Source organism: Streptomyces sp. NBC_01515 (assembly GCF_045040345.1).
Taxonomy (GTDB): domain Bacteria; phylum Actinomycetota; class Actinomycetes; order Streptomycetales; family Streptomycetaceae; genus Streptomyces.
Genome location: NZ_CP109416.1, coordinates 11,042,740 through 11,058,306, shown reverse-complemented (window position 1 = coordinate 11,058,306; position 15,567 = coordinate 11,042,740). Strand labels below are relative to the sequence as shown.

Genomic DNA, 15,567 nt, shown 5'->3' with positions numbered 1-15,567 from the left:
CTCAATTAGTCACTGCACGAACTATATGGCGGTCTCCTTCGTTTTCCCACAAGGACCGTAAGAGACCAAGGAAAGAGGAGCGAAAATGGCAACACGTCGTTTCGACGCACCCGACGACGCCTCCCTGAACACCTTTTACGATGACATCGCGGACAAGGACCTCCAGCCTCTGTGGGAGCTGAGCGGACTGCTCACCCCTGCCCCGAAGGTCCAGGCCGTGCCCTACCGCTGGCGCGGCGAGGAACTGCGCGAGCTGGGCAAGCGGGCCGGCGAGCTGGTCCCCATCGACCGGGGCGGCGACCGCAGGGTGCTGTCGCTGAGCAACCCCGGACTCGGCGGCGCTCCCTATGCGACCGCCACGCTGTGGGGCGCCGTGCAGTACCTCGGCCCCGGCGAGACCGCCCCCGCCCACCGCCACACACCGGCCGCGCTGCGCTTCGTACTGGACGGCGAGGGCGTGTGGACACTGGTTAACGGCGACCCGCTGCACATGTCCGCCGGAGACCTGATCCTCACCCCGAGCTGGACCTGGCACGAGCACCACAACCCCGGTGACACGCCGATGACCTGGTTCGACGCGCTGGACCTGCCACTCGTCGAGGCGTTGGACGCGATGTTCTTCGAACCGGGCGAAGGACGTCCGGCCCCGTCGGGGACCGCCGAACGCTCCACGTCGGAGATCCGGTTCGGCGGCGGGCCGGGCCTGCTGCCCGGCGGTGCCTCCGCGCCCGCCCCTGCCCACTCCCCGCTGCTGCGCTACCAGTGGGCGGACACCGACCGGGCCCTCGCAGGGCAGCTCGCAGAGGCGGGCACGGGCGCCGAGCGGACAGGGCACGCGCACGTCCGCTTCGCCGATCCCACTAATGGGCGGGACGTGATGCCCACCATGCGGTGCGAGATGCACCGCTATCTGCCCGGGCACACCGCCCCGGCAGAGCGGCACACCGGTTCGGCGCTGGTCGCGGTTTTCCGCGGCGCGGGCGCCGTCGAGTTGGACGGCGTCCTGCACTCCCTCGCCCCCGGCGATCTGGTCGCGATCCCCTCGTGGACCTCTGTACGTGTGTTCGCGGACGAGCCAATGGACCTCTTCTCGGTCAGCGACACCCCCGTCCTGGAGGCCCTGGCCCTGTACCGGACCGAGACCAGGGGCGACTGAGCCACCTCTCCCCCACGCCCACCGCTGACCAGCCAGGAGACCCCATGCGCATCGCACGCTTCGACGACGACCGTATTGGCGTCGTCGTCCACGACCGCGTCCTCGACGTCACCGACCAGATCACCGCTCAACTCGCCGCGTCCCCGTACCGGGCCCCCCACAGCCTCACCCGGAGGCTGATCACTCACTTCACCGCGGTACGGCCGCTGCTGGAGAAGCTGGTCGCCGAACTGGGCCAGGGTGTGGGACGTCCGCTGGACGACGTCCGGCTGCTGGCCCCCGTCACCGACCCGACGAAAATCGTCGCGGCGCCGGTGAACTACCGCGACCACCAGTCCGAGATGAACGTCGCCTCCCATATCAGCGCGCTCGGCTTCTTCCTCAAGTCGCCGTCCTCGATCCTCGACCCCGGTGGCACGGTCCGCCTGCCCTACACGGACCGGCGCTTCGACCACGAGGCGGAGTTCGCGCTCATCGTCGGCCGCCGCGCCAGCCACATCACCCCGGAAGTGGCCCTGGACCATGTCTTCGGCTACACGGGCCTGATGGACATCACCATGCGTGGCGGCGAGGACCGCTCCACCCGCAAGTCCTTCGACACCTTCACCCCGCTGGGGCCGTGGATCGTCACCCCGGACGAACTCGGCTCGCCCGAGGACGTGGAGCTGGAGCTGACCGTCAACGGCGAGCTTCGGCAGAAGGCCAACACCCGGGACCTGATCTGGTCGGCGGCGCGCTTCCTCGCGTACGCCTCCACCGTCACCGTGCTGGAGCCCGGTGACGTGGTCACGACGGGCACCCCTGCCGGCGTCGCCCCGATCGCGGACGGCGACAGTGTCGAGCTGACCGTGGGTGGCATCGGGCGCCTGTCCGTGGAAGTGACCAGCGAGGGCGCTGTGCCCTGCCCGACCGGAGGGGCGAGCCGCGGGCCCGTGCCGCCGCCTGCCCCCGAGCGCAGCAAGTGACCTGCGACCTCTGAGACTTACGGAGACCCATGACCACCCATACTCAACGAGCGGGGCTGCTCGTCATCGGCGGCGGCATCGGCGGCATGGCCACGGCTCTCGCCGCCGCCCGCGCCGGGCGGCCGGTCCGCCTGCTGGAGCGCGCCCCCGCCTTCACCGAGATCGGCGCCGGCCTCCAGGTCGGCCCCAACGCCGTCCGGGTCCTCACGAACCTGGGCCTGTACGAGCGCATTGAGGAGATCGCCGTCTTCCCTGAGCGCGGCATCTTCATGGACGCCGTCACCGGGACGTACCTGACCTCACTCGACCTCGGTCCCGCCTTCCGCAAGCGCTACCAGGCGCCGTACGCGGTGATGCACCGCAGCGACCTGCTCGACATCCTGCTCGACGCCTGCCGTGCCAGCGACCTGATCGCCCTGGAGAACGGCAGGACGGTCACCGACGTCCATGAACTCAGCAGCGGCGTCGTGCGTGTCGAGTGCGCCGACGGATGCATCTACGAAGCGGACGCCGTGATCGGCGCAGATGGTCTCAACTCCCGTGTGCGCAAACTGCTTTCCGACGACGATCCGGTGTGTTCCGGGTATGCCGCCTACCGCGGCACCATGCCGGTGGACGACATCGGTGCGAGTATCGACGGCGACAACGTGGTGCTGTGGATCGGGCCCGGAATGCACATGATCCAGTACCCGATCCGACGTGGCGAGCTGTACAACACCGTCGCCGTGTTCCGCAGCGACGCCTTCCAGCGGGGCGAAGAGGACTGGGGCGGCCCCGCGGAACTGGATGCCCGCTTCGCCACCGCGTGCGGCGAAGTGCGCCGCGGCGTGGCACTCGTCGACCGCGGCCGGCACGCGAAGACGTACGACCGCGAACCTCTCGACCGCTGGACCATCGGCAGGGTAGCCCTCCTCGGTGACGCGGCCCACCCCATGCTCCAGTACCTGGGGCAGGGCGCCTGTCAGGCCCTGGAGGACGCCGAGGCCCTTGGGCGCGGATTCGCAGAACATGGTGACGACTACGCCAAGGTCCTCGCCGCGTACGAGCAGGAGCGGGTGCCCCGGGCCGCCCAGTGCCAGACCACCGCCCGGAGCTGGGGCGAGATCTGGCACACAGACGGCATCGGCAGAACCTTGCGCAACCACATCCTCACCAGTCGCGCCGACGACGACTACACCCACACGGACTGGCTGTACCTCCCGGCCGCCGTGTGACCTCGTCAGATCTCCACACCAGTACCGGGGCCTTGCCCGACCTGGGACGAAGCGCGGTGTGACATCCCGTGAGTTCCCCTGAGCCTTGCTGAGTCCTTGTCCCCCGTCGCCAGGGTGTTCGGCCTCCCTGGAGTGCTCTTTGATCCGGTGACGTAGCTTCAGGACTCTTAAAGCGTTCTCACGCCGTCCGATCGATCTGCGATCGGGGCAAAGGCGAGGAGGCTCGGGCAGCCTTCACGACCTGCGCGGGTTCCGTGGTCCGGTCTCGACGGAGGAGCTGAAGCAGTTCAAGACCGACGTGTTGGCCGGCTTCGTGCTCGCGGGACCTCGGCAGGCCTGGCGGACGGCACCATTTAAGCCAGGCGGGGGCGCGCGTTTACAACGCCCCCGCGAGCCCTGATCATCATCCCCGGCAACCCCTGGCCCACGCGTCGGCCGCATGCCTTCCGTTGGCATGCGGCCGACCGTACATTCAGTCTCCGGCGGATCCGGAGTCGAGCCCGTGTCAGGCCGCCTTTGTCAGGCCTGTGGCTGGAGCACTGCCTCCTCGGTCTTGGGAGTTGGGGCCTGCTTCCGCCTGGCCCGGCGGTCGGCTCGGCGCTCCCGCCGGGTCTCGACCATCGTGTAGAGGGTCGGGATCAGGATGAGCGTCAGCAGGGTGGAGCTGAACAGTCCGCCGATGACGACCACGGCGAGGGGCTTGGAGATGAAGCCGCCCGAGCCGGTGATACCGAGTGCCATCGGAGCCAGCGCGAATATGGTGGCGAGCGCCGTCATCAGGATGGGCCGCAGCCTACGGCTGCCGCCCTCTCGGACCGCCTCCTCTATGCCCATGCCCCGGGCCCTGTACTGGTTGATCAAGTCCATCAGCACGATGGCATTGGTCACCACGATGCCGATGAGCATGAGCAGGCCGATCAGGGCCGCGACGCCCAACGGGGTGTCGGTGGCTCGCAGCAGAGCGATGGCACCCGTGGCGGCGAAGGGGATCGACACCAGCAGGATCAGGGTCTGGCGGATGCTGCGGAACACCGCGACCAGCACCAGGAAAACGATGGCGATGGCCGCCACGATCGCCAGGGCGAGCTGGCTGAAGGCGTCGTTCTGGCTGGAGGTGACACCGCCCATCTCGTAGGTGACGCCCGAGGGGAGGGCCGTCTTCTTCACCGCGTCCTCAACCGCTGTGCTCGCGGCGCCGGTGTTGTCTCCGACCGGGGTCCCCGAGACGGTGACGGACTCGGTGCCGTCGACACGGGCACGCTCGACGGGCTCTTCGGTCTGCGTGACTGTCGCGACCTTGTCCAGCCGAACATCACCGGAAGACGTGGAGATCTTCAGCGCGCGCAGTTCGCTGACGGAGTTCGGGGCGTTGGAGGTCGTTTTGAGCACCACATCGCGTTGCGTGCCGTCGACGGTGATCTGGGTGACCGTGGAACCCTGGACGGCCTCGGCAACCGACGAAGCGATGCTCGTTTCGGTCAGCCCGAACTTTGACGTCTCCTCGCCCTTAGGCCGCACGGTGATCTGAGGTGCCTCCTGGGAGAGGTCGCTCGTGACCGCGGTGACCTGGTCGACCGTCTTCAGCGCCTTAACGACGCTGGCAGTGGCCTTGCTCAGTGCCGCGTCGTCGTCGCCCTTGAGAGTGACCTCAACATCGCTGCTGGTGCCGAAGCCGGTGTTCGCGCTGAAAGTCAGGTCGCCCACACCCTTGAGCTTGTCGAACTTCTCACGCAGGGTGTCCTCCACCGTGGAGGAGTCGGCGCTGTCCGTCAGGGCGATGCTGTAGGTGGCGCTGTCCGACACCGAGGTCGATGCGATGAAGCCGCCCGACGAGCCGATCGTGACCTGATAAGAGTCGACGCCGTCCGCACCGGACAGCACGCCCTCCACCTTCTTCGCGGCCTGGTTGGTCCCGTTCAAGCTGGTCCCGGCCGGCATCGTCTGGGTAACGCTGAGGGAATCCGACCCCGAATCGCCGAGGAAGCTGGTCTTCAGCCCGGAGACCATGCTGAACGTCACCACGAGCAGCACCGCGGCGAGGCCGAGAACGGTCTTCCGGCGCCGGGTGGCCCATTCGATGACAGGCACGTACATGCGCTGCAGACGTCCGTTGCGCTCCTCGTCCTCGACGAGCGCGCGGAACTGTTCCGGGTCCTTGCCCACAGCCTCCTTGGGGGGTTTGAGGAACCAGTAAGCCAAGACGGGCACGATGGTCAGGGACACCACCAGCGAGGCGAGCATCGCGACGGTCACCGTGACGGAGAACGAGGAGAACAGTTCGCCCACGATGCCACTCACCAGGCCGATCGGCAGGAAAACCGCGACCGTGGTGAGTGTGGAGGACGTGACTGCGGCCGATACCTCGCGTACCCCGGTGAGAATGGCGGCGCGCTTCTCCTCGCCGTATCCGAGGTGGCGTTTGATGTTTTCCAGGACCACGATCGAGTCGTCCACGACCCGGCCGACGGCCATGGTCAGGGCGCCCAGCGTGAGGACGTTGAGCGAGTAGTCCTCGTACCACAGCGAGATGAGCGCGATGAGCAGGGACAGGGGGATGGAAACCGCCGTCACCAGTGTGGAACGGATCGAACGAAGGAACAGGACGATGATGAGGATCGCCATGAGCAGCCCGAGGGCGCCCTCCTCGACGAGGCCGTTCACCGACTTGCTCACCTGCGGACCGTTGTCGGAGATGACCGTGAGCTTCGCGTTGTGGCCGAGGGACTTCTCCAGGCCAGGGATCTTGGCACGGACGTCGTCGGAGATGGAGACCGAGCTGCCGCCGTGGTCCATGGTGACGGAAATACCCAGGCTGGCCTGGCCGTTGGTCCGCGTCAGTGTCGTCGCCTCGGCGTCCTGGACCTTCACCGAGGCAACGTCCTTGAGCTGCACCGGGTCCTGCGAACCCGAGCCGGCGGACGTTGTGCCGGTGCTTCCGACGGCTCCCGTGAGGGCTGAGCCCAAGCCGGACGCAGCACTGGCACCCGACCCGGACGACGCGGTCAGCCACAGGTCCTCGACCTGCCGCACCGAGGTGATGGAACCACCGACTTCAATGCTCAGGCTCTTGCCGTCGGAGTCGACGGAGCCGCCGGCGCCCGTGCTGCCGTTCGAGGTCAGCGCAGTCTTGATCGACTGAACGGTCAGGCCCGCTTCCTCAAGCTTGTCGGAGTCGGGCGTGATGGAAACGACCTGGTCAGTTTCTCCGGACACGGTGACCTGGTTCACGCCGTCGACGGTCTTCAGCTCAGGTTCGACCTTGTCCGACAGGTCATCGGCGAGCTGCTGCTGGTCCGCGTCGGAGGTCGCGGCCAAAGTGATGGTGGCCTGGTCGCCGGTGCCGCCGGTGACGACCTGGGGGTCGACGCCGTCCGGGAGGTTCACGGTGCCCTTGTCGAGGGCCTGCTGCACCTCGCTCGCCTTCGTGTCGGTGTCGACGCCGAAGTCGAACTGCAGGAGCACTGTCGCCGAGCCCGTCCGCGAGGTGGAGGTCATCGACTGCACCGAGTCGACGCTCTTCACCGCGTCCTCGATGGGCTTGGCGACTTGGTCCTCGACAACGTCGGGGGACGCGCCCTGATAGGTGGCGGTCACGGTGATCGCGGGAAAGGACAGGTCGGGCAGCAGCTGCTGCTTGAGGGACGGCACTGCGTAGGTCGCCAGGGCGATGACGATCAATGCGATGAGGGCGGCCAGCTTGCGATTAGCGAGGCTCAGCCTGGACAGCCAGGACATTCTGGAGGGTCTCACTTCTGCGGTGGGACGGAAGAAGAGGAACCGCCCCGGGCCATGGGGTTCCCGGGACGGTGTGTCCCACCCTGCCCGCCTGCCCCGTCGGCCGTCGTCGCCCGGCCGCGGTGGTTTCCGCGTACCGCGGTCGCGTTATCCGGCGGGTCGAGTACCGCGTCCGCGGAGACTCACGGTGTCTCGCCGGGCCGTACCAGACCGCTCTCGAAGGCGATGGTCACAAGTTGAGCGCGCTCGCTGACGCCGAGCTTGGCCATGGCACGGTTGAGGTGCGTCTTGACCGTGTGTCGGCTGAGCCCCAATCGCTCGGAGATGTCGTCATTGGTCAGCCCGGTCGCCAGCAGCGTCAGCACTTCCCGCTCCCGCGGTGTCAATTCCTCCAGCAGCCGCGTCTCCGTGTCCCAGGTCCGGGTCGATCCCACCCGGAAGCGGGCCATGAGGGCGGCCGTCGCGGCCGGCGACAGGAGGGGCCGGCCCGCGCCAACCGTCTCGATGGCGTCCAGAAGCTCCTCCGGATCGGTGCCCTTGCCGATGAACCCCCGGGCTCCGGCGCCGATCGCCTCAGCGACATACTCGTCGACCTCGAACGTCGTGAGGATCAACACCTTCACCCCGGTGAGGTTCGGATCTGCGGTGATCGTCCGGGTCGCTTCGATGCCGTCCGTGCCGGGCATCCGGATGTCCATCAGGACCACGTCGGGGTGGTGTGCACCCGCCAGGGCGACGGCTTCGGCACCATCCGCTGCCTCACCCACCACCTCCATGCCGGGCGTGTTGTCGAGGAGCCGCCGCAGCATGCCACGCAGCAGGGCCTGGTCGTCGGCCAGCAGGACGCGAATCGTCATGGGAGGTCCTTGTGTTCCTCGCCCACGGGTTGCGCACTCACGGTTCGACTCAGTGGCAGCCGGGCCACCACAGAGAACCCGCCCTGCGGTCGTATACCGATCTCGGCGATGCCGCCGACGGCCGCCACCCGCTCCCGGATCCCGACCAGGCCGCGGCCCGTCCCGCCCCCGTTCGGTGGACGTCGTCCGCCGAGCCCTTCGTTGTCCACCGTGATGGACAAGGAATCATGGCGGAAGTCGATTCCGATTCGTGCGGTGTCCACCCCGGCGTGTTTGCGCACGTTGGTCAGTGCCTCCTGAATGATCCGGTAGCCGGTCACGTCCACGGCCGCGGGGATGAAATGTCCCTCGCCCTGACGGAGGACCTCCACCGTTAGGCCTGCCCGCTCGAACGAGAGCACCAGATCGTCGAGCCTGCCCAGCCCGGGAGCGGGCTCCAGCGGTGCCGCAGCCTCCTCCGGTTGCGCGAGGAGCCCCACGATGGCGCGCAGCTCGCCGAGTGCTCCCTTCGACCCGTCGCGGATGGCGGTGAGCAGCTCGGCCATCTGGAACGGGTCGTTCCGTCCTATATGAACGCCGATCCCGGCCTGCGCATTGATGAGGGTCAGTTCGTGGGCGACAACGTCATGCAACTCGCGCGCGATACGCATCCGTTCAGCTGCCACCCGGCGGGCGGCCTCCTCCTCACGGGTCCGTTCGGCGCGATCGGCTCGTTCCTCCAGTGCCCGCACGTAGGCGCGACGGTTACGGACGGCGTCGCCGACCGCGGTGGCCAGCCCGATCCACGCCACGGCGCCCACCCGCTGCGGCCCCAACACCGGCCCCGGTTGAAAGAGCGTCGCTGCCACGACCGTGCTGGTGGCGACGAGAGCGGCGACGATCAGCGCCGGTCGCCGTCCCATGCGAAGCGCCAGACCGTACAAGCTGACCATGAGGGCAGGTAGTGCGGGCGTGGGGGTGCCACCACACGCCTGATGGACAAAGGTCAGGGCCGACAGGCCGGCGACTGTCATCATCGGCGCACGCCGCCGGGCCAGTAGGACCGTGCCATACGCGACCGCGAAGGCGATACCCAGGGCACCCGGTCGTCGTAGGCCCCCGGCGACCGGATCGCCAAACGCGGACAGTATGGACACAACGATCACGCCACCTATGAGGGCTGGCTCGCGCAGTCGAACACGCCCTGCCTTGCGGGCGTGGTAAGTCACCCGGCCCCATCGGCCACTGGTTGTCATGGTTGCAGCGTAGGCACCGGTGTAGCCCTCGCTCGTCGCCTGAACGTGGCATTGACCACTACCGCGATCGCGGTAGGCGATGGACACGGGCCCTAGCACTGCCGTCGTCTCTGAAGGCCGCGAAGAAGGACACCAGAAGGAACGACGCGGGAGTTCGCCGCACAGCGTGACCCGCTGCTGCTCCGTGAAGGCATCCATGTTGGCGGTAGCACCCCACGGCGGGAGCCGCTGCCGAAGTTGCCGACCTGCACAGCCCGTTCGACGACTGTGGCGACGTCGCCCTGCGTGCCTCGCCCAGTCCGGCCAGTTCCTCGCCGTCGCCGGTTCGATCGACGGACAGTCCCCCCGAACCATGGATCCACTCGCCGGAGGAGATCCGGCCCTCAGGAGGTGCCGAGGAGCACACCGCAGCGATTTGTTCTATTTTGCAGATCTAATCCTACATGGCAGGACATAAAGGCAGGGTTCGCCGACGCAAGTCTGGACATCTCACGCTGCTGTCGGTAGACGCCCTCACCATCGCTTGCCTATAGTCCTATAAAGCGAAACTCTAATCCTGAGAAGAGGGACAGATAATGGCGATCACTGGTCTCGGTCACACCGGCTTCTGGGTTGACGACCTTGCCACGATGCGCGACTTCTACACGCGGGTCCTGGGCCTGACGGTCACCGACGAGGACGCCGCACGAGGCATCGTCTTCCTCTCCGCACGCCCCGAGGAGGAGCACCACGAGTTCGTTCTCCAGCTCGGCCGGACGGCCGCCCCCGGCGCCAAGCTCACCCATCAGGTCTCGTGGCGGGTGGACTCCCTGGAGTCGATCGTCGAATTCCACCACCGGTTCCGTACCGAGGGCATCAAGGTGCAGCAGGAAGTCACCCACGGCAACGCGATCGGCATCTACTTCTTCGACCCGGAGGGCAACCGCAACGAGGTGTACCTGCGGGTGGATCGCGACGTACCGCAGCCGTTCCGCAAGTCCCTCAACCTCGACCAGGACCCCGCCGACATCCTCGCCGATGCGGAGCGGCTGCTGACCGAGGGCGGCCCCGCATACCAGCCGGTCCACTAGCCCACCCTGCCCCGCACTCGCCGTAGACCAATGGAGTCCCGCCCATGAGCGAGCCACTGACACCGCACGAGGACCCCCGGCACAGACCCCCCTCCGCCGGCCCGATGAAAGCCGACGTCCTCGTGGTCGGCGCCGGTCCCACGGGACTCACGGCGGCCCATCTCCTCGGCTCGCTCGGCGTACGCGTCCTGCTCGTCGAGCGCAATCCGACCACCAGCGACGATGCAAAGGCCATCAGCCTGGACGACGAATCGCTGCGCACCCTGCAATCAGCCGGCGTCTCAGACGCGGTCTACCCAATCATCGTGCCCGGTACCGGAACGAAGTACTTCGGCGCCGACGGCCGGGGCCTTGTGCACGCCCGCGGCCCCGGCGACCAGCGCTTCGGGCACCCGTTCAAGAATTCCTTCGCCCAGCCCGACCTTGAACGGGTGCTGCTTGAGGAGCTGCGGCGTCGCTCCGGCGTCGATACCCGCTTCGCCACAGAGCTGTTCTCACTGGAGCAACACGACGACCACGTCAGGGTCGGAGTGGGGCCGAGCCAGGAGAAGGGACCCACCGAGTACCTGGACGTCTCGTACGTCCTGGGCTGCGATGGCGGCCGCAGCACCGTCCGGGAGCTGCTGTCCATCCCCATGCAGGGGGAATCCTTCCCCGACATGTGGCTGGTCGCCGACACCCTGGGGGATCCGCACGACCAGCGCTACGGCATGCACCGCGGAGAACCACGCCGTCCCACGGTCATCGTCCCGGGCGGCGCCGGACGGTGCCGCTACGAGTTCCTGCTGCACCCCGGGGAGGGAAAGCCCGGTGATCCGCCACCGTTCGAGCTGGTGCGCGAACTGCTGCGGCCGTACCGCGAGATCACCCCGGACCAGGTCGAGCGCTCCGTGACGTACACGTTCCACGCACTGCTGGCCGATCGCCTGCGCGACGGACGCTGCTTCCTCCTGGGCGACGCCGCACACATGATGCCGCCGTTCGCCGGTCAGGGACTCAACTCCGGCGTGCGGGACGCGGCAAACCTCTGCTGGAAGATCGCCGACGTCCTGGGCGGACGGGCATCGGACGCACTGCTCGACACCTACGACAGTGAGCGCCGCCCACACGCTCAAGCGGTGATCAACCTCTCCGTCCGGCTCGGCCTCATCGTGATGACGACCAGCCGTCTCCGGGCACACCTCCGCGATCTGCTGGTACGCATCGCCATGCACACGCCCTGGGGACGCCGGTACCTCACCGAGATGCGCTACCGGCCGAACATCCGCATACGCTCGGGCGCGGTGGCCCCCCTGGACGGCCAGGCCCAGTCGCCGATCGGCAGAGCGCTTCCGCAGCCTCGTGTCCTCCACGGCCCGCACCACCGGGTCACCTGGCTCGACGACGTACTGGGCCGTGGCTGGAGCCTGCTGGGTGTAGGTCTCACCGACGCCGACTGGGCCGCCGCCGCCCGCGCCGGTCTCCCTGCCGGTACCCGCGTGGACGTCGTCCTCAACGACCGCGCCCCTCGTGACCATCCTGGACGCACCGGCATAGCCGACGCCGACGGCCGACTGGACGCCGCCTTCGGCGGACTTGACGGCCGCTTCGTGCTCGTGCGCCCTGACCGGCTGATCGCCGCCGTGTTCGAGCCCGACCAGAGTGACCGCGTCTCTCACAGCCTGGGCCGGTTCGCGCCGCGGCCGAGCGCTGACCCATGTGTTCCGCCGACGGAACACTCCACATGGATCGGTCATAAGAACGCCGGTCAGCAAACGGCCCAACCCGATCGCCCCGTCGCCGGACCCGGCACCAAGAGTGTTCCCCAGACTCAAGGAGGGCCCCGATGAGGCTCAGCACAGTCCGCCTGCCCAACCAGCGCGGTACCGCCGCAGCACGCCTGGAAGGAGACGAGCTCGTGCTGCTGCCGTACTCCGACGTCGGCGAGCTCCTGGCGAGCGGCGACGACTGGCCCGAACGGGCAGCCGCCGAGGGCGGTGAGCGCATCCCCCTCGGCACCGCCTCGCTCGCTCCAGTCATCCCTCACCCGAACAAGATCGTGTGCCTGGGCCTCAACTACGCCACGCACATAAAGGAGATGGGCCGTCTGACCCCGGCCCATCCGACCCTCTTCGCCAAGTACGACGGCTCCCTCGTCGGCGCCAACGACAACGTGGTCATGCCGGCGGTCAGCGACAAACTTGACTGGGAGGCGGAACTCGGGGTCGTGATCGGCCACCGCACACGTCATGTGACCGCGGACAAGGCTCTGGCCTACGTCGGCGGGTACACCGTCGTCAACGACGTCACCGTCCGGGACTGGCAGCACCGCACTCGCGAGTTCCTGTCCGGCAAGACCTTCGAATCCACCACTCCGGTGGGTCCCTCGCTCGTCACCCCGGACGAACTGCCGCGCGGCGCCTCGGGGTTGGCGATCAGTTGCAGCGTCGACGGTCACACCATGCAGAAGTCCAACACGTCGGACCTGCTCTTTGACGTCGCCTCGATCATCGCGTACGTCAGCACCATCATCACGCTGCAGCCCGGCGACCTGATCGCCACGGGCACCCCCGGAGGTGTGGGTGCCGGCCGTGATCCCAAGGTCTTCCTCCAGCCGGGGCAGGAACTCGTCACCGTCGTCGAAGGGGTGGGCGAACTGCGCAACATCGTGGCCAGAGAAGAGTTGTGAGGCAGGGGCGCGCCGCGGTCTCCGACAAGTTAAGGTGTCTCGCATGTCAGGATCAGGGTCCCCCAGCTACCGTGAGCGCAACTCCACGGCCGACCGAGCTTTGGACATTCTCCTCATGTTCACGGACACCCAGCTCGTCATCTCCGGCAGCGCCGTCGCCGAACGGCTCGGCGTAGCCCGCTCAACCGCCTACCGCTACGTGCAGAGCCTCGTGAGCAGCCGCTTCCTGGAAGAGGCTCCGGGCGGCGGCTTCCGTCTCGGGCTGCGCGTCCTGGAGATCGCCCGATTGGCGCGACGCAGCTACGGCCTGTCGGAAGTCGCGCTTCCGGTGATGGCGGCGCTCGCCGACGACGCGGGCGAGACGGTTCTGTTGACACGGCGAACCGGGGAACTCGTCGTGTGCGTCGACCGGGCGGAAGCCGCGACGGGTGCCGTGCGCATCTCCTACGAGCGGGGCAGCACACTCCCCCTCAACGCCGGCGCGGCGGCGCTCGTCCTGCTGGCCTGGCTGCCCGAAGAAGAGGCCAGGCAGCTTCTGGAATCCACGGACCTGCGCCGTTTCACTCCCGCCACCCTCACGGACGTCGACACCCTTATGAAGCGGCTGACCCACATCCGGCGGGCCGGCTATGCGGTCACCCGTGGCGAGCTCGACCCCGAGGTGTTGGGCATCGCCGCTCCCGTCCGGGACGAGCAGCAGCAAGTGGTGGCAGCGGTCAGCATCGCGGCCCTGGCCTCCCGCGTGTTCCCCGAGGCCGAGGCGGAGCTTGCCCGGAAGGTCAGGGAGACGGCACAGGAGATCGGCGACCGGCTGATCACTGTCGGAGGCTGACACCCGTGGCCAGGCCTGCGGAGGCCCCTCGCGCCTGCGCGGCCGACGGGCCAGAGGCCTGGTCGGGTCGTCGGTCGGGACCGGACCACCAAGTGGCTGCCGCACCTCTCAACTGCGTGGCAGCTCCGCATCCTCCGCCGACGGACGTCGGCCTCAGCGCGAGGGCCATCAGGACCGCCGACTGCGGTCCTGATGGCCCTCGGCTGTCTCCGTGATGCGGTCCTCCGTCCAGCCCCGGCCCCGGGGCGAGAGTCACTCCGGTCAGCCCTGACGGACTGCGGCATCCAGTTCGGCGGCGGAGGCCCAGCTTCCGTGGAAGCCCAGCGGCACCCGGTGGTTGAGCTTGATCCGCGCGACCGGTGCCGCGGTGAAGTCCCGGGCGTCCTGGATGACCACCTCGCTGCGGTCGGTGGTCGGGTCCCACCAGATCGTCAGGATCCAGCCGTCGTCCTCTGCCGTGGCGCCCTCGCGCGGCACGAACACCGGTTCGTTGGGCGAAGTGACCACACCGTCGAGCGACTGCACCTCGGTTTTCCCGCTGGTGAAGTCGACCTTGGCCACACCGTCGGTGATCCACTCGTTGAGGCCGCGGTTGCTGGCGAAGTAGCCGAAGTTGTGCCGCAGGCCGGCAAGCTGGTCGTTGATCCGCGGGAACCCGGAACCCACGTCAGTGACCGCGCCACCGCCGACGACGCCGCGTTCGAGGTCCAGTTCCCACCGCCACACGGTGCCGGCCTTCATGTCTTCCTTGGCTGACGCCGACGAGTCGACGTCCTGCAAGAGTGTGCCCATGGTGGGAACGCGCTCGCCGTCGACAATGACCTTCGAGCCGTCCTGGTAGGCGTTGAAGAAGTGGGTCGGGGCGAAGGCGTCGGGGGCGTCGATCCACTGAACCGCGCCGGTGTGACGGTTGAGCACCGCGAAGCGGCAGGTTTCGAGCGTGTCCGTGTCCCAGATCAGGGGTGGCAGTCCGTTCACGGCGTTCTCTATCCGGAAGAACATCGGGTAGATCAGGAAGATCGCGTAGTCGGGAGTCACCACGTAGTCGTGGATCCAGCTCGGGACACCCATGTCGAAGTGGTGGACGTCGCACAGCTTGCCGGACCGGTCAGCCCGATACCAGGTCATGTCGTTGCCCATGGAGACGAAGAAGAGCAAGTCGCCGTTGCCCGGATCGATCCTGAAGTGCGGCGTGAGTCCCATCGGCCCCGGCCCCGGGCTGGTGAGACCGCCATGGAAGTCGTACCTGCCCACGGTCTCCAGGGTGTCGGGCCGCAGTTCGTGCGGCAGGTCCGCGGAGAAGACCAACAGTCGGTCGTTGAAGAGGGTCACGTGAGTGTTGGCGGGATCCCTGAACATGGGCGCGCCTTCAGGCAGGTCCGCGAGGTCGCCGCCGCGCATCATGCCCCCCAGCACTGGCCCTCCTTCCCGCATCTCCAGCTTGAGCGCCTCGGTGCGGACGTAGCGGTTGCGGTAGGTGGCGCGGCCGTCACGGATGAAGACCGCGTGGATCATGCCGGTGCCTTCGAACCAGTGGTAGCGGTCGGGGTCCGGCGGCCGAAAGTGTTGGTTCGACCCGGTTCGGTACAGAACGCCGTTGAGCTCGCGCGGCAGCTCGCCCTCGATTTCCAGGTCGAAGGCCTCACCTTCCTCGCGCCACGGCGCGAACGGGCCGTTGAGAAACATGTTGTCCGTGTCCCACATACGCGCCTTCTCGCTTTCTCCTATGAGTCCTCGGTTGTCTGGCGAAGGGCGCGGCTTCACGCCTGGACATCGCGACCAGGGGCCACGCCAGCGCGCGGCATTCCGAGGAGCTCGCGGCGGGGGCTGAGACA

At 67.9% G+C, this 15,567-nt stretch carries 11 protein-coding genes; 7 read left to right on the top strand and 4 right to left on the bottom strand.

Going from position 1 to position 15,567, the window contains the following annotated elements; genetic code table 11:
• The first annotated feature begins 85 nt into the window (after positions 1–85).
• The 3 genes from OG407_RS48870 to OG407_RS48860 are packed head-to-tail and all read left to right on the top strand — an operon-like array spanning position 86 to position 3,335.
• Positions 86–1,156, top strand: a complete 1,071-nt coding sequence (locus tag OG407_RS48870; RefSeq protein WP_405867878.1) for a cupin domain-containing protein — start codon at positions 86–88, stop codon at positions 1,154–1,156.
• A gap of 44 nt (positions 1,157–1,200) precedes the next feature.
• Positions 1,201–2,121, top strand: coding sequence for a fumarylacetoacetate hydrolase family protein (locus tag OG407_RS48865; RefSeq protein ID WP_329351933.1), 921 nt, complete (start codon positions 1,201–1,203; stop codon positions 2,119–2,121).
• A gap of 29 nt (positions 2,122–2,150) precedes the next feature.
• Positions 2,151–3,335, top strand: a complete 1,185-nt coding sequence (locus OG407_RS48860; protein ID WP_405867876.1) for an FAD-dependent monooxygenase — start codon at positions 2,151–2,153, stop codon at positions 3,333–3,335.
• A gap of 519 nt (positions 3,336–3,854) precedes the next feature.
• Here OG407_RS48860 and OG407_RS48855 read toward each other — a convergent pair.
• From OG407_RS48855 to OG407_RS48845, 3 genes are all read right to left on the bottom strand, one after another.
• Positions 3,855–7,070 carry an efflux RND transporter permease subunit gene (locus tag OG407_RS48855; protein ID WP_405867874.1) on the bottom strand — a complete coding sequence of 1,072 codons (3,216 nt, stop codon included), beginning with the start codon at positions 7,068–7,070 and terminating at the stop codon, positions 3,855–3,857.
• Between the two features lie 182 nt (positions 7,071–7,252).
• On the bottom strand, positions 7,253–7,927 hold the full coding sequence (locus OG407_RS48850; protein ID WP_329351929.1) for a response regulator transcription factor: 675 nt from the start codon (positions 7,925–7,927) through the stop codon (positions 7,253–7,255).
• On the bottom strand, positions 7,924–9,162 hold the full coding sequence (locus OG407_RS48845) for a sensor histidine kinase (protein ID WP_405867872.1): 1,239 nt from the start codon (positions 9,160–9,162) through the stop codon (positions 7,924–7,926). Before OG407_RS48845 ends, OG407_RS48850 begins: the two co-directional genes overlap by 4 nt.
• Before the next feature lie 575 nt (positions 9,163–9,737).
• Between OG407_RS48845 and OG407_RS48840 the strand changes: the two genes are divergently transcribed.
• Genes OG407_RS48840 through OG407_RS48825 form a run of 4 tightly spaced genes read left to right on the top strand, consistent with a single transcriptional unit; the run spans position 9,738 to position 13,732 of the window.
• A complete protein-coding gene (locus OG407_RS48840; protein WP_329351926.1) occupies positions 9,738–10,232 on the top strand; it encodes a VOC family protein in 495 nt (164 codons plus the stop codon).
• A 44-nt stretch (positions 10,233–10,276) separates the two neighbouring features.
• Positions 10,277–12,061, top strand: coding sequence for a bifunctional 3-(3-hydroxy-phenyl)propionate/3-hydroxycinnamic acid hydroxylase (locus OG407_RS48835; RefSeq protein WP_329351925.1), 1,785 nt, complete (start codon positions 10,277–10,279; stop codon positions 12,059–12,061).
• Complete coding sequence (locus OG407_RS48830) at positions 12,058–12,900, top strand: fumarylacetoacetate hydrolase family protein (protein WP_405867869.1); 843 nt, start codon at positions 12,058–12,060, stop codon at positions 12,898–12,900. The genes OG407_RS48835 and OG407_RS48830 overlap by 4 nt, the downstream gene beginning before the upstream one ends.
• Positions 12,901–12,943: 43 nt before the next feature.
• On the top strand, positions 12,944–13,732 hold the full coding sequence (locus OG407_RS48825) for an IclR family transcriptional regulator (protein ID WP_329351922.1): 789 nt from the start codon (positions 12,944–12,946) through the stop codon (positions 13,730–13,732).
• A 261-nt stretch (positions 13,733–13,993) separates the two neighbouring features.
• On the opposite strand, the gene OG407_RS48820 is transcribed toward OG407_RS48825, so the two are convergent.
• Entirely contained in the window at positions 13,994–15,436 is a 1,443-nt protein-coding gene (locus OG407_RS48820; protein WP_329351921.1) for a carotenoid oxygenase family protein, read from the bottom strand.
• Positions 15,437–15,567: the final 131 nt, after the last annotated feature.